At 74.3% G+C, this 14156-nt stretch carries 12 protein-coding genes; 10 read left to right on the top strand and 2 right to left on the bottom strand.

Features of this window, described 5'->3' with window-relative positions:
* Window positions 1-68 precede the first annotated feature (68 nt).
* The 4 genes from ACOACO_RS06640 to ACOACO_RS06625 all read left to right on the top strand — a co-directional run bounded on the left by ACOACO_RS06640 (window position 69) and on the right by ACOACO_RS06625 (window position 6735).
* Window positions 69-608, top strand: coding sequence for a hypothetical protein (locus ACOACO_RS06640; protein ID WP_420295455.1), 540 nt, complete (start codon window positions 69-71; stop codon window positions 606-608).
* 29 nt (window positions 609-637) lie between these two features.
* Window positions 638-1408: a helical backbone metal receptor gene (locus ACOACO_RS06635; protein ID WP_420295454.1), complete on the top strand. Its 771-nt coding sequence runs from the start codon at window positions 638-640 to the stop codon at window positions 1406-1408.
* A gap of 46 nt (window positions 1409-1454) precedes the next feature.
* Entirely contained in the window at window positions 1455-2642 is a 1188-nt protein-coding gene (locus ACOACO_RS06630; protein ID WP_420295453.1) for a thiolase family protein, read from the top strand.
* Between the two features lie 178 nt (window positions 2643-2820).
* Window positions 2821-6735 (top strand): family 78 glycoside hydrolase catalytic domain, encoded by a 3915-nt coding sequence (locus ACOACO_RS06625; RefSeq protein ID WP_420295452.1) that lies wholly within the window; start codon window positions 2821-2823, stop codon window positions 6733-6735.
* 119 nt (window positions 6736-6854) lie between these two features.
* On the opposite strand, the gene ACOACO_RS06620 is transcribed toward ACOACO_RS06625, so the two are convergent.
* Window positions 6855-8249, bottom strand: a complete 1395-nt coding sequence (locus tag ACOACO_RS06620) for a dihydrolipoyl dehydrogenase family protein (protein ID WP_420295451.1) — start codon at window positions 8247-8249, stop codon at window positions 6855-6857.
* Window positions 8250-8471: 222 nt separating this feature from the next.
* Window positions 8472-9068: a mycofactocin system transcriptional regulator gene (mftR, locus tag ACOACO_RS06615; protein ID WP_420295450.1), complete on the bottom strand. Its 597-nt coding sequence runs from the start codon at window positions 9066-9068 to the stop codon at window positions 8472-8474.
* 140 nt (window positions 9069-9208) lie between these two features.
* Here mftR and mftA point away from each other — a divergent pair, with 140 nt between their 5' ends.
* The 6 genes from mftA (at window position 9209) to ACOACO_RS06585 (ending at window position 14068) form a co-directional block, all read left to right on the top strand.
* Window positions 9209-9307, top strand: coding sequence for a mycofactocin precursor MftA (gene mftA / locus ACOACO_RS06610; protein WP_420295449.1), 99 nt, complete (start codon window positions 9209-9211; stop codon window positions 9305-9307).
* Between the two features lie 20 nt (window positions 9308-9327).
* Window positions 9328-9687: a mycofactocin biosynthesis chaperone MftB gene (gene mftB, locus ACOACO_RS06605; protein ID WP_420295448.1), complete on the top strand. Its 360-nt coding sequence runs from the start codon at window positions 9328-9330 to the stop codon at window positions 9685-9687.
* Window positions 9684-11087, top strand: a complete 1404-nt coding sequence (mftC, locus tag ACOACO_RS06600) for a mycofactocin radical SAM maturase (protein WP_420295447.1) — start codon at window positions 9684-9686, stop codon at window positions 11085-11087. The genes mftB and mftC overlap by 4 nt, the downstream gene beginning before the upstream one ends.
* A 72-nt stretch (window positions 11088-11159) precedes the next feature.
* Window positions 11160-12452: a pre-mycofactocin synthase MftD gene (gene mftD, locus ACOACO_RS06595; protein WP_420295446.1), complete on the top strand. Its 1293-nt coding sequence runs from the start codon at window positions 11160-11162 to the stop codon at window positions 12450-12452.
* 105 nt (window positions 12453-12557) lie between these two features.
* Window positions 12558-13319 carry a mycofactocin biosynthesis peptidyl-dipeptidase MftE gene (gene mftE, locus ACOACO_RS06590; protein WP_420295445.1) on the top strand — a complete coding sequence of 254 codons (762 nt, stop codon included), beginning with the start codon at window positions 12558-12560 and terminating at the stop codon, window positions 13317-13319.
* Window positions 13316-14068 (top strand): mycofactocin-coupled SDR family oxidoreductase, encoded by a 753-nt coding sequence (locus ACOACO_RS06585; protein WP_420295444.1) that lies wholly within the window; start codon window positions 13316-13318, stop codon window positions 14066-14068. The genes mftE and ACOACO_RS06585 overlap by 4 nt, the downstream gene beginning before the upstream one ends.
* The last annotated feature ends 88 nt before the right edge of the window (window positions 14069-14156 follow it).

Here is a 14156-nt window from a genome sequence, read left to right as displayed (position 1 = left end):
CGCCTCGTGAGAGGGTCGTCCCCGACGTGGCCGGGCGCCGGGCCGGCCCGCGACGCGGAGGAGTGACGATGCGCCGAGGGCGGGTGGGCCTGCTGGTCGGGCTGACGGCGGGCGCCGTCGCGCTGGGCGGCTGCTCCGAGGCGCTGCCCGACTTCGACGCCGGCCAGGTGGGCGCCGCCGTGGCCGCCGAGCTCGAGCGCACCGGCGGCTCGGCCCCCGACGACATCTCCTGCGGCCCGCTGCCGGCCGCGGCCGAGGAGATGACGACCTGCACCTACGTGCTGGGCGACCGCACGCAGGAGGCCGAGGTCGTGGTCACCGACGTGGTCGACACGGACGTGGAGTTCACCGTCGAGCCGACCCGGACGTTCCTCACCGCCGAGCAGCTCACCCCGCTCGTCGCGCAGGAGATGACCGCCGAGGGCAGCCCCGGCGAGGTCACGTGCCTCGACGAGCTCGACCTCGACGAGGGCGCCCGCGTCTACTGCGCGCAGACCGACGGGGCGCTGGTGACGGACCTGGCGGTCACCGCGCAGAGCGGGCCCGCCGACCCCGTGACGCTCGAGATCGAGATCGACGACCGGGACGCGAGCGAGAGCGGGCAGTAGCGAGCTGGACGGGAGAGGGGCGGGTGCGCATGGACGACGACCTGGGCCAGCCGGTCACGCTGCCGGCGCGCGTCGAGCGGGTCGTCTCGCTCGTGCCCTCGCTCACCGAGGCCCTGGCCAGCGCGCGACGCGACGCCCTCGTCGGGGTCACCGACTGGTGCACCCACCCGGCGGACCTCGCCGACGATCCCCGCGTCACGCGGGTGCGGGGCACCAAGAACCCGGACGTGCGACGCGTCGTCGACCTCGCGCCCGACGTCGTCGTGGCGAACAAGGAGGAGAACCGGGAGCTCGACGTGCGCCGCCTCCGCGAGGCGGGCGTCCCGGTCTGGGTCACCGACGTCGTCGACGTGCCCGGGGCCGTCGGGTCGATGGAGCGGCTCCTCGACGCCCTGGGCTGGCCCCGCCCGCCGTGGCTGGAGCGCGCACGTGCCGACTGGTGCGGACCGGTGCCCGCCGTGCGGGGGCGGGTCGTCGTACCCGTCTGGCGCGACCCGTGGATGGTCGTCGGACCCGACACCTTCACGGCCGACCTGCTGCGCCGGCTCGGGCTCGAGGTGGCGGGCGGCGACCCCGCGTCGGGCCGCTACCCGCGCGCCGAGGTGGGCGAGCTGGACGCCGCGGGGGCGGACCTCGTGCTGCTGCCCGACGAGCCCTACGTCTTCACCGCCTCCGACGGCCCCGAGGCGTTCGCGCTGACGCCGACGCGTCTCGTCAGCGGGCGCCTGCTCACCTGGTACGGCCCCTCGCTCGGCGACGCCCGCGCGCACGTCGCCGAGGCGACCCGCGACCTCGAGTAGCGGGACTCCGTCCCCACGAAGCGGGACCGCGGCCTATCCTCTATCCATGAGCAGCGATTCCTCCCCGAAGATCGTCCTCGTCGACGGCGCACGCACCCCCGTCGGCAGCTTCGGCGGCGTCCTCAAGGACGTCCCCGGCCACGAGCTCGGCGCCACGGCGACGACGGCCGCCCTCGAGCGCGCGGGAGTGGCGGGCGACGACGTGCAGGAGGTCGTCATGGGCTGCATCGGCCAGGTCGGCCCCGACGCCTACAACGCCCGCCGCGTGGCCATCACCGCCGGCCTGCCGAAGAACGTGCCGGCGTACACCGTCAACCGGCTCTGCGGCTCGGGCCTGCAGGCCATCTGGTCGGCCGCGATGGAGATGCGCTGGAACGACCTCGACATCACCGTCGCCGGCGGCGACGAGTCGATGACCCGCATGCCGTTCTACGACTTCGGTGCGCGCAACGGCTACAAGCTGGGCAACCGGGAGCTGGTCGACGGCACGGTGATGATGCTGACCGACCCGTTCCACGGCATCCACATGGGCGTCACGGCCGAGAACGTCGCCGACAAGTACGGCGTCTCGCGCGCCGAGCAGGACGAGTTCGCGCTCGAGTCCCAGCGCCGCGCGGCGTCCCCCGAGGCCCGCGCGGCGTTCGCCGAGGAGATCGTCGCCGTCGAGGTGGGGGGCCGCAAGCCGTTCACCGTCGAGGTCGACCAGCACCCGAAGCCCGAGACCACCCTCGAGGTCCTGTCGAACCTGCGCCCCGCGTTCGCCAAGGGGGGCACGGTCACCGCCGGCAACGCCTCGGGCATCAACGACGGCGCCGCCGCCGTCGTGCTCGCCTCGGAGCACGCCGTCGCCGAGCGCGGCCTCACCGGCCTGGTCACCCTGGAGGCCGTCACCACCGGCGCCATGGAGCCCGAGCTCATGGGCTACGCCCCCGTGCTCGCCCTGCAGGCCCTCTTCGAGAAGACCGGCACGAAGCCGTCCGACATCGACGTCGTCGAGCTCAACGAGGCCTTCGCCTCCCAGGCCGTCGCCGTCATCCGCGACGCCGGCCTCGACCCCGCCAAGGTCAACCCGTACGGCGGCGCGATCGCCCTGGGCCACCCCGTCGGCGCCACCGGCGCGATCCTCTCCCTGCGCGTGGCCAAGGAGCTGCACCGCAGCGACAAGGAGCTCGGCGTCGTCACCATGTGCATCGGCGGCGGCCAGGCCCTCGCCGCGCTCTTCCGCCGGGTCTGAGCCTGCACCGCCCGTTCGTGGTGCCAGCGCCGGGGATACCGCGGCGCCGGCACCACGGACCGGGCATGCCCCGGCCGGGAGCGTGTCCCGGGTCACCTCGTGCCTTGACCCCCACGTGACGCGGGTCATACGGTGGAGTTCACCCGGATGTTAAATCGTTTTAACCGGAAGGACCCCCGTGCTCCCACGTCCGTCCCGCCGCGGCCCGAGCCGTGACGGCTCCCGCCCCGCCCGCTCCCGGGCACGAGGAGGCCGCGCGCTCGCCGTCGCCCTCGTCCTCGGCGCCGGCAGCGCCGCCGCGCTCAGCCCGCTCGCACCCGGCGCCGTCGCCGCGCCGGGTGCCACCGCCCCGGCGGCGGCCGTCGCGCCCGCCGCCTCGACCGCGCCGACGTCGCTGAGCGTCAACGGCATCGCGGCCCCCGTCGACCTCGACACGACGCCCACCTTCGGCTGGCACGTCACGACGGCCCGCCAGAGCGGCTACGAGCTCGTCGTCGCCTCCTCCGCCGGCGCCGCCGCACGCGGCGAGGGTGACGTGTGGTCGAGCGGGCGGGTGGCCTCGGCCGAGCAGACCGGCATCGCCTACGAGGGCCCCGCCCTCGACCCGTCGCAGCGCTACTGGTGGGCGGTCCGCACGGTCGACGGCGCCGGCGTCGTCTCCGACTGGTCCGACGCCGGCACGTTCGGCACCGGCCCGGGCACCGCCTGGTCGGCGTCCGTGCCCGTGTGGGCGCCGTCGCCCGTCGAGTCGTGGCGCGACTACACGGTCACCACCCGCGTGCGCATCGACCAGGTCGCCACCGGCATCACCTTCCGGGCGACGGACTCCGCGAACGGCCTCATGTGGCAGTTTCGCGCCGACAACCGGCTCGTGCCGCACACGCAGGTGCGCGGCACCTACACCGCCCTGCCCGCCGTCGCCCTCCCTGCCGGCACCCTCGCCGCCGGCCGTCCGGCTGACGTGACGATCCAGGTCGCGGGCCCGACGGTCCGCACGACGATCGACGGCGTGCTCGTCGACGAGCGCACCATCACCGTCTCCCCGCAGGACACCCGCGGCGGCATCGGCGTGCGCCACGGGCGCACCGAGTCCGCGACGTACGAGTCGCTGACCGTGACCGCGGCCGACGGCTCGACGCTGCTCGACACCACGTTCGCCGACGGCGACCGCACCTTCGCCTGCGGCACCGTCGCGGGCGGCAACCTCACGCTGCCGAACGGGGCCGTCTGCCTGCAGACCGGCCTCACCGCCGACTGGGCGCTGATCCGCGGCGCCGTCGACGTGCCCGCCAAGGAGGTCGCCTGGGCCACCCTGACCGCGACCGCCGGCGACGCGCGCCCGGCGAAGCAGTACGTGCACAAGCTCTACCTCAACGGCACCTTCGTCGGCCTCGGCCCGACGCAGCCGATGGGCGCCGAGGCCCGCTACGACGGCTACGACGTCACCGAGCTCGTCCGCAGCGGCGAGAACGTCGTCGGCGCGGTGGCCCACGCGACGACCGGCCAGCAGTTCCAGGCCGAGCTCGTCGTCGCCTTCACCGACGGCACCCGCACCGTCCTCGGCACCGACCCGGGCACCTGGCGGGCGCGCGCGGCCGGCGACGTGTGGCCGGCCGCCGGCAGTATCGGCACGAGCTACTTCGTCGCGCCCAAGGAGAACCTCGACCTGCGGGCCTACCCCGAGGGCTGGGACCGGCCCGGGTACGACGCGTCCGCCTGGCCGGCGGCCGCCGCCCGCCCGTCGCTCGGCGAGCTGCGGGCCGCCCCGATGGACAAGGTGGAGGAGCAGCTGAAGGACCCGGTGCGGGTCGTCGAGAAGGGCCCGGGCCACTACTTCGTGGACTTCGGCCGGTCCTGGATCGGCGGCGTGCGCCTCGACGTGGCCGCCGGCACCGCCGGGCAGAGCGTCGACATCCGCTTCGGCGAGGTCACCTCCGCGCCCGACACCGTGCGCCACCAGCTCAACACCGGCAACACCTACCAGGACGTCGTGACGCTGCGCGACGGCGAGCAGACCGTCGAGACCTGGGGCGCCCGCGTCTTCCGGTACGTCGAGATCATCGGCGCCCCCGAGGAGGTGACGGCCGAGAACCTGCAGGCCCTCGCGCTCGTCTACCCCTTCGACGCGGAGGCCTCGGAGTTCGCCGCGTCCGACGAGAACCTCGAGCAGGTCTACGCCCTGTCGAAGAACACGATCGAGGCGACCAACCTCAACTTCTACACGGACTCGTGGACGCGTGAGCGCACCAACTACGAGGCCGACGCGTACCTGCAGCTCATGTCGACCCTCTACCTGATGGACGACCTGTCGCTGGGCCGCTACTCGATGGACTACTTCCGCGACAACCGGACGTGGCCGACCGAGTGGCCGCTCTACGTGGTGCTCGCCGTGCACGACGCGTGGCGCCAGACGGGCGACCTCGCCCAGCCCGCGGCGTACTTCGACAACCTGGCCCAGAAGCTGCCGGACGAGTGGATCGACCCGGCCACCGGCCTGGTCGGCAAGGACTTCCGCGCCAACGGCTGCAACAGCCAGACCGACTGCGACATCGTCGACTGGCCGACGAGCGAGCGGGACGGCTACCAGTTCCGCAAGTTCAACACCGTCGTCAACGCCCTGTCCTACCGCGCCTACCGCGACATGGCCGCGATGGCCACGGCGCTGGGCCGCGACGCCGAGGCTGCGACGTACACCGCCACGGCCGACCGGCTCCGGGCCGCGATGAACGAGCGGATGTACGACGCGACGACCGGCCGCTACGACGACGGCCTCGACGCCGCCTACACCCCCACGGGCCACTACGCGCTCCACGCGAGCGCGTTCTCGCTGGCCTTCGGCGTGCCGACCGACGCCGAGCGCGGCCGCGTCGCGGCGGCGGTCGCCGAGCGGGGCGTCGCGTGCAGCGTCTACTGCGCGGGCTTCCTCGTGCCGGGCCTGTACGACGGCGGCCAGGGCCAGGCGGCCCTCGACGTGCTGACCTCGACCGGCACGCGCAGCTGGATGAACATGATCGCGCTGGGCGCCGGGGCCACGGCCGAGGCCTGGGACCCGTCGCTCAAGCCGAACCTCACCTACTCGCACCCGTGGGCCGCCTCGCCGGCCTTCAGCGTGCCGGCCGGCCTGTTCGGCATCGAGCCCCTGACGCCCGGCTACGCCACCTTCGCGGTGCGCCCGCAGCCCGGCGACCTCGAGTGGGGCACGATCGCGACGCCGACCGTGCGCGGCAGCGTGGGGGTCGGGTTCGACCGCGCCACCTCGGACGGCTCGCTACGCCTGGCCGTCTCGGTGCCGGGCAACACGAGCGCCGACGTCAGCCTGCCGACCGAGGCGACCGGGCCCGTGACGGTGTGGGTGGACGGCACGCCCCGCAGCGTGACGCCCGTCGACGGCGCGCTCACGGTGCCCGGCGTCGGCGCCGGCTGCCACGTGGTCGGCACGACGCCCGGCCGGCTCACCGGTCGCGAGGAGGACGAGCGGCTCACCGACGTGTGCACCGCCGAGCCCGTGCTCGCCAAGGCCCCGTCGACCCTGACGGTCGGCGGCGAGAACACCGGCGCGGCCACCGGCTCCTACGGCCAGTCGGCTCGAGTGCCGGTGACGATCACCACCGACGGCACCGGGACCGGCGTCGTCGAGGCCCTCTGGGGCAGCGGCGTCGTCGCCCGGGCCGAGGTCGTGGACGGCCGCGCGGTGCTCGACCTGCCGCGCACCTGGATGCCGGGCACCTACCGGGTCGGGCTGCGCTACTCCGGCGACGAGGCCAGCGGGCCCGCGTCGGGCGGCGTCGTCGTCACGGTCACCAAGGCCCGGGCGGTCGTGCTCGTCTCGGCGTGGCCGCAGCCGGTCCCGACCGGACGCACCGCCACGATGGGCATCCAGGTGGGCAACTCCAGCGGGGCTCCCTACAACGGCTGGGCCTACGTCGCGTACGGCAACGGTCCGGCCAACCGGGTCTGGGTCCGCAACGGGTTCGCCCGCTCGGTCCTGCCGGCCATGCCGACCGGGTGGCACCGCCTGCGGGTCTGGAACGACCCGGCGCACCCGACGGTGATGCCGACCGGCGCCGCGGTCTCGGTGGCCGTGCGCCGCTGAGCCCCGGCTCCGCCCGGCACCACGCGCGAGGCCCCCGCCACCGACCGGTGGCGGGGGCCTCGTCGTCCCCGGGGTCCCCCGGCGCCTCGTGGGGCCCGCGGGCAGGTGGGTCCGGGCCGTCAGGACAGGTCGGCCAGCGCGCTGTCGATCGCGCGGTGGAAGGTCGGGTAGGCCCAGATCATCTCGCGCAACGAGGCCACCGGCACCGCGGCGTGGATCGCCAGGGTGAGCACCGCCTGGATCTCGCCCGCGGCCGGCCCCACCACGGTGGCCCCCACGAGCACGCCCCGGTCGGCGTCCTCGACGACCTTGACGATCCCGGTCGCTCCGGGTCCGTGGGTGAAGCCGCGGGACGAGTCCTCCAGGCGGGTCGAGCCCACCCGCACGCGCAGCCCCGCGTCGCGCGCGGCGGCCTCGGTCAGGCCGGCGCCCGCGACCTCGGGGTCGGTGAACGTCGTGTGCGGCAGCGCGTCGTACCGCGCGGGAGCCCCCTCCTCCCCCAGCAGGTCGCGCAGGGCGATGGCCGACTGGTACATCGACACGTGGGTGTAGGCGCCCTCGCCCACGACGTCGCCGATGGCCCACAGCCACGGCAGCGGCCCGTCGTCGCCCACCACGTGGAGCCGGTCGTCGACCTCGAGGGCGCGGGCGGCGGCGTCGAGGCCGATGCTGTCGAGGCCCACGAGGTCGAGGTTGGGGGTGCGGCCGGCGGCGACGAGCAGCTGGTCGGCGCGCAGCTCCTGCCCGTCGTCGAGGGCGAGGGTGAACGCCCCGTCGGCGTGGTCCACGCCGGTCGCCGCGACACCGGTCAGCACGCGCACCCCGTCCGCCACCAGGGCGTCGGTGAGCACCGCGGCAGCCTCCGGCTCGTCGCGCGGCAGCAGCCGCTCGCCGTGCTGCACCACGGTGACCCGCACCCCGAACCGCGCGAACGTCTGGGCGAGCTCGCACCCGATCGGGCCGCCGCCCAGCACCGCGAGGGTGCCGGGCAGCCCGGTGGCGCGCACGGCGTCGCGGTTGGTCCAGTACGGCGTGCCCTCCAGCCCGGGCAGGGGCGGCGCCGCGGGGCGGGTGCCCGGGTTGAGCACGACCCCGCGACGCGCGACGTACGTCGTCTCCGTGCCGTCCGCGGCGGTGACGACGACGCGGCGCTCGCCGACGAGCCGGCCGGTGCCGCGGGCCAGGCGCCCGCCGGCGTCCTCGAGGCGCTGCACGGCGGCGGTGTCGTCCCACCCGGCGGTGGCCTCGGCCGAGACGCGCTCCGCGACGGGGCGCCACGACGGCACGACCTCGACGTCGCCGGCCAGCAGGCCGGCGCGGCGGGCCTCGGCGAGGGTGTCGGCGGCGCGCAGCATCATCTTCGACGGGATGCAGCCGTAGTAGGGGCACTCGCCGCCGACGAGGTGCTGCTCGACGGCGACCACCTCCAGGCCGGCCCGCGCGGCGCCGCCCGCCAGCGCCTCACCGCCCGGACCCGTCCCGATCACGACCAGGTCGACCTCGCGCTCGCTCATGGGCCCCAGCATCGCGCGCCGGTGGTCGCGGGCGCCACGACGCCGCGTCGTCACACCTGCTCGTATCGAGCCGGCCAGCAGCGCGCTCGTCCTGGCGGCGGTCCCCCGCAGTCTTCCGGCCGGCCGACCGGGACGTCCGGCGCGTGCGCGGACGGAATCCGATGACACCGGCGACATCTCCGTTCCGCGGGCCCGGCCACCGCGCGCAGCCCCCGAGGGACGTCACGCCCCGAGGTGCTCCCGCAGAGCGGCGAGGGCTTCGTCCAGCAGCTCTCCGAGGTCGGCGTCGTCGTGCGACAACCAGGCGTCGTACGCGGCCAGCGAGACCGCGAGCGCGGCGTGCCCGACGACGACGGCGCGGACGTCGCCGGGGTCCGTGCCGGTCCGGGCGGCCACGAACCGGGCGACGACACCGCGCCACTCGGCGTACATCAGCGCGCTGTGCGCCTGCAGCGCCGGCGTGCGCAGCAGCAGCCGCATGCGGCGCCGGTGCTGGGCCACCGCGTCCTCCGCGAGGGCGTTGAAGTCCAGGATCGCTTCGTGCAGCGCCATCCAGAGCGGCACGTCGGTCGGCGCGGCCTCGAGGCGACGCTCCAGCTCCTCGAGACCGTCGGCGAAGTTCCCCCAGGGGATGTCGTTCTTCGACGCGAAGTAGCGGAACAGGGTGCGTCGGCTGATCCCGGCGGCCTCCGCGATGTCGTCGACGGTCGTCTGCTCGAATCCCTGCTCCTCGAACAGCCGGAGCGCGGCGGCCTCGATCGAGCCGTGGGTGGTCGAGCGGGGCCGCCCGAACATCGAGCCGCCGGGGCGGTTCCTCATCCCTGTCCCACCTCTCCGTGGACCTCATTCTGACATCAGGTGCCGAAAGCCGTTCCATCTGACACCAAGTGCCGTTAATGTGGCGCACGGCACAGCGGGAGCGCCACTCCGACCAAGCTCCCCAACGATAGGAGAGCGTCATGTCCAATCCCGACGAGCGCGTCGAGACTGCCACCGACCTGACCGTGGACATGCTGGTCGAGGAGATCTCGATCGACGGCATGTGCGGCGTCTACTGAGCCGCACGGGTAGTCACGACATGAGCGACGCCCCGAACGCCTCGAACCCGACGCAGGATCCCGACGAGGCCGGCGGCCGCACAGGGCCGACGGTCGAGCTCGACCAGCCGTGGGTCGTCTCGCCCTCGGTGGCGCTGCGCCCCGAGCCGTTCGGGGCGCTCGCCTACCACTTCGGCAACCGGAGGCTCACCTTCCTCAAGCGACCCGACCTGGTGGCCGTCGTCCGCGCGCTGGACGCCCACCCCGACGTCGCGGCCACGCTGGCCGCGGTCGGCGTGCCGCCCGAGCAGTGGGCGGCCTACGCCGGCGCACTCACCGGGCTCGCCCGCACCGACATGATCCGCCCCCGCACGGGCGACGGCGAAGGAGCAGCAGCATGACCTTGGCACCCGAGAGGGCCCCGGACCCAGGCGTCGGGGCGCCCGCCACCACCATCGGTCGCCTGCTCCCGAGCTCGGGCGACCGCACGCCGCGGGGCGACCGGTTGGTCGACCAGTTCGAGCTGGGCCTGGACGCCCCCATCTGCCTGACGTGGGAGCTGACGTACGCCTGCAACCTCGAGTGCGCCCACTGCCTGTCGAGCTCCGGTCGCCGCGACCCGCGCGAGCTCTCCACCGAGCAGGCGAAGGCCGTCATCGACGAGCTCCAGCGCATGCAGGTCTTCTACATCAACATCGGTGGTGGCGAGCCCACCATCCGTCCGGACTTCTGGGAGCTGCTCGAGTACTCGATCGCGCACGACGTCGGGGTGAAGTTCTCCACGAACGGCGTGCGGCTGGACGCGGAGCGGGCCGCCTTCCTCGCCTCGCCCGCGATGAACGGCTACGTCGACGTCCAGATCTCGCTGGACGGCGCGACCGCCGAGGTGAACGACTACGTCCGCGGCCCCGGTTCCTTCGACACCGCGATCCGAGCCCTGGAGAACCTGCAGGAGGCCGGGTTCTCTGACGCCAAGATCTCGGTGGTCTGCACCCGGCAGAACATCGGTCAGCTCGACGAGTTCAAGGCCATCGCAGACCGCTACGACGCCACGCTGCGCCTGACCCGGCTGCGTCCGAGCGGGCGGGGCGCCGACGTGTGGGACGAGCTGCACCCGCTGCCGGCACAGCAGCGCGAGCTCTACGACTGGCTCGTCGCACGCGGCGAGAACGTCCTGACGGGCGACTCGTTCTTCCACCTCGCCGCGTTCGGCGCCGAGGACGGCAGCGGCGCACTGCCGGGCCTCAACCTCTGTGGCGCCGGTCGGGTGGTGTGCCTGATCGACCCGATCGGGGACGTGTACGCCTGCCCCTTCGCCATCCACGACGACTTCCACGCCGGCAACCTCCTGACAGACGGGGGCTTCCAGCAGGTGTGGCAGACCTCGCCGCTGTTCCGCGACCTGCGGTCCCCGCAGACGGGCGGAGCCTGCGCGAAGTGCGCGTTCTTCGACGCGTGCCGCGGCGGCTGCATGGCGGCCAAGTTCTTCACCGGTCTGCCCCTCGACGGCCCGGACCCCGAGTGCGTGCAGGGCTACGGGGAGTCGGCCCTCACCGCCATGAACGAAGCCGGCGGACGGGTGATCCCGGCCGCCAGCCAGGACCACTCGAAGAGGAACCCCACCCGCAACCAGCCGGTGATGCTGCAGCTGTCGCGTCGCCCCGACGACCTCGGCGCGGCGGTCCACCCCCGATCGCGTCCCGTCTCTGCCTGCGCCGAGAGCCCGCTGGCGGGCTTCGATCCGGCGACGGATGCCCTGGGAGCCGCGAGCGGCTGCGCGTCCGGCGCCTGCGGCTGCTGATCGGCGCCCCGCACCAACATCCGTCCCATCCGCCGTCCGTTCCCCACGGCGCTCCACCCGCAGGAGAGACCCATGGCCAAGCCCGAGTGGCTGCAGAACCCCTGGAAGCAGAACCCCTGGTTCGAGTCCGTCGCCGTCGCGCAGGAACGCGCCCGCAAGCGGCTGCCGCAGCCCGTCTACGGAGCGCTCGTCGCCGGCTCCGAGCGCGGCCAGTCCGCGAACGACAACCAGACCGCCTTCACCGAGATCGGTCTGCAGCCCGTCGTCGCCGGCCAGCAGGCGGAGCGCGAGCAGGCCACCACCCTATGGGGCCAGGAGATCTCGCAACCGGTCGTCATCTCGCCGACCGGCGTGCAGGCCGTGCACCCGGACGGTGAGGTCGCCGTGGCCCGCGCCGCGCACAGCCGCGGCACCCTGATGGGCCTGTCGAACTTCGCGTCGAAGTCCGTCGAGGAGGTCACCGCGACGGGGGCACGCACGTTCTTCCAGATGTACTGGACCGGCGAGCGCGACATCATGCTCCACCGGATGCAGCGCGCGCAGGACGCCGGCGCGCTCGGGCTGATCGCGACCACCGACTGGTCGTTCTCGATCGGCCGCGACTGGGGCTCGCCGGAGATCCCGGAGAAGGTGGACCTGAGGACGATGGTGCGCTTCGCACCGAAGGTCGCCGGCAAGCCGCGCTGGTTGTGGACCTTCGGCAGGACCGGCACGATCCCGGACCTCACCGCGCCCAACCTGGCACCCCCCGGCGGGATCGTGGGTCCGACGTTCTTCGGCGCCTACTACGAGTGGATGACCACGGCGCCGCCCTCGTGGGAGGACATCGCCTGGATGGGCGAGCAGTGGAAGCAGATCTCGGGCGGCAAGCCGTTCATCCTCAAGGGCGTCAGCCGCGTCGACGACGCCGTCCGGGCCGTCGACGCCGGCGTGGACTCGATCTCGGTGTCGAACCACGGCGGCAACAACCTCGACGGCACGCCCGCGACGATCCGGATGCTCAAGCCGATCGCGGACCGGGTCGGCGACCAGATCGAGGTCGTCATCGACGGCGGCGTCCGCCGCGGCTCGGACGTCGTGAAGGCGGTAGCCCTGGGCGCGCGCGCGGTGCTGATCGGCCGGGCGTACCTCTGGGGACTCGCCGCCAACGGCGAGGCGGGCGTCGGCAACGTGCTCGACATCCTCCGCACAGGCGTCGACTCCAACCTGCGCGGCATGGGGGTCTCGTCGATCCACGAGCTGCGGCCGGAGCACCTGGTCGTGCCCGAGGGCTTCCACCGCACGCTGGGCCAGGAACTGCAGGTGCCGCCGAGGGCGCCCGCGTCGTCCGGCGAGGGCGGGCACGTCGCGCCCGTAGGGGCCTGAGGCGCCGTTCCGGTGCTCCAGGTGCCTCCCGTGCTTCCGGTGCCCGGCCCTCCCCCGGAGGGTCCGCGGCCGGCCGACCGACGACCATCCAGCGAGAGGAGCACCGTGACCGCTCTGTCCGCCCACAGCTGGCCGGAGGTGCCGTCCGGGGCGCTCCTCCTCGTCCCGGTCGGCTCGCTGGAGCAGCACGGGCCCCACCTCCCCCTCGACACCGACGCCGTGATCGCGGTGGAGGTCACCGGACGCGTGGCCGCCCACCTGCTCGAGGACGGACCGGTCACCGTCGCCCCGCCGATCCTGCTGGGTGCCAGCGGCGAGCACCACGGGTTCGCCGGCACGCTGTCGATCGGCACCGACGCGCTGGCCGCCCTGCTCGTCGAGCTCGTCCGCTCCGCCGAGCTGTGGACGCCCCGGGTCGTGTTCGTCAACGCCCACGGCGGCAACGTCTTCGCCCTCGAGAGGGCCGTCGTGCAGCTGCGCGCGGAGGGTCACGGCACCTCCTGGGTCGCCTGCGCGACCGAGGAGCTCGACCTCCACGCGGGACGCGGCGAGACCTCCATCATGCTGCACCTGCGCCCGGGGATGGTGACGATGCGACACGCGGCGGCCGGCAACACCGCCCCCCTGGCCGAGCTGTTGCCGACCATGGTGACGGGTGGGGTGCGGGCCGTCTCGTCCAACGGCGTGCTGGGCGACCCGACAGGTGCGAGCGCCGAGGAGGGCCGGATGTTGACGGCGGAGATCACCCGCGACGTGCTGCGGCGCGTGCGGCACGGCGTACCGGACCACCGCGGCATGCTGACCGAACCCGCCGGTGCACGTGCCGACGCCCCGGCGTCCCGGCCGCGTGGGCGGGTCGGGGCGTGAGCGCCGCACCCGTCGAGGTCGACCCGTCGGCTACCCCGGTCGCGCTGGTGACGGGCGCGGCGGGCGGTCTGGGTACGGCGCTCCTCGCCGCCCTGCGCCGCGACGGGTTCGCGGTGGTCGGCGTGGACGTCGCCCCTGTCGTCGGTCCGTGCGCGGAGTCGCACGTGCTCGACGTCCGCGACGCTGCCGGTCTGCGTGCGCTGGCGGCCGACGTGGTGGAGCGCCGGGGCCGGCTGGACGCGGTCGTCGCCGCTGCCGCGGTGATGGGCGGCGGGACACCGCTGTGGGAGACCCCGGACACGGTGCTCGACGAGCTGTGGGACGTGGACGCGCGTGGCGTGTGGAACACCGCGGTCGCGTGCGTCCCGCACCTGCTCGTCTCGCCCGAGCCGCACCGGGCCCGCTTCGTCGCGGTCGCCTCCGCCGCGGGCGAGCGTGGCATGTTCGGCCTGGCGGCCTACACCGCCGCCAAGCATGCCGTCGTCGGCATCGTCCGCGGCCTCGCTGCCGACCTGGTGGGCACCGGCGCCGCGGCGGTGGCGGTCTCGCCGGGAGCGATGCGCACGCCGATGCTCACCGCGACCGCCGGTCTGTACGGCGTCGCGGAGGCTGAGCTCGCCGCCCACCAGGGACTGCGTCGCGCGCTCGAGCCGGCCGAGGTGGCCGAGGTCGTGGCGCTGTGCTGCTCGCCCGCGGGCGCGGCGTTGAACGGGTCGGTCGTCAACGCAGACGGCGGGTTCGGGCTCTGATGGCGTCCCGTCGCACGCGGCGTGCCGCACCGGGACGGGACGACCGGGTCCGGCCGACGCGCCCACGGCTCGGCACCCCTCTCGACGA

Source organism: Nocardioides sp. CPCC 205120 (genome assembly GCF_048654585.1).
Taxonomy (GTDB): domain Bacteria; phylum Actinomycetota; class Actinomycetes; order Propionibacteriales; family Nocardioidaceae; genus Nocardioides.
This window is presented reverse-complemented; position numbering and strand designations above follow the sequence as displayed.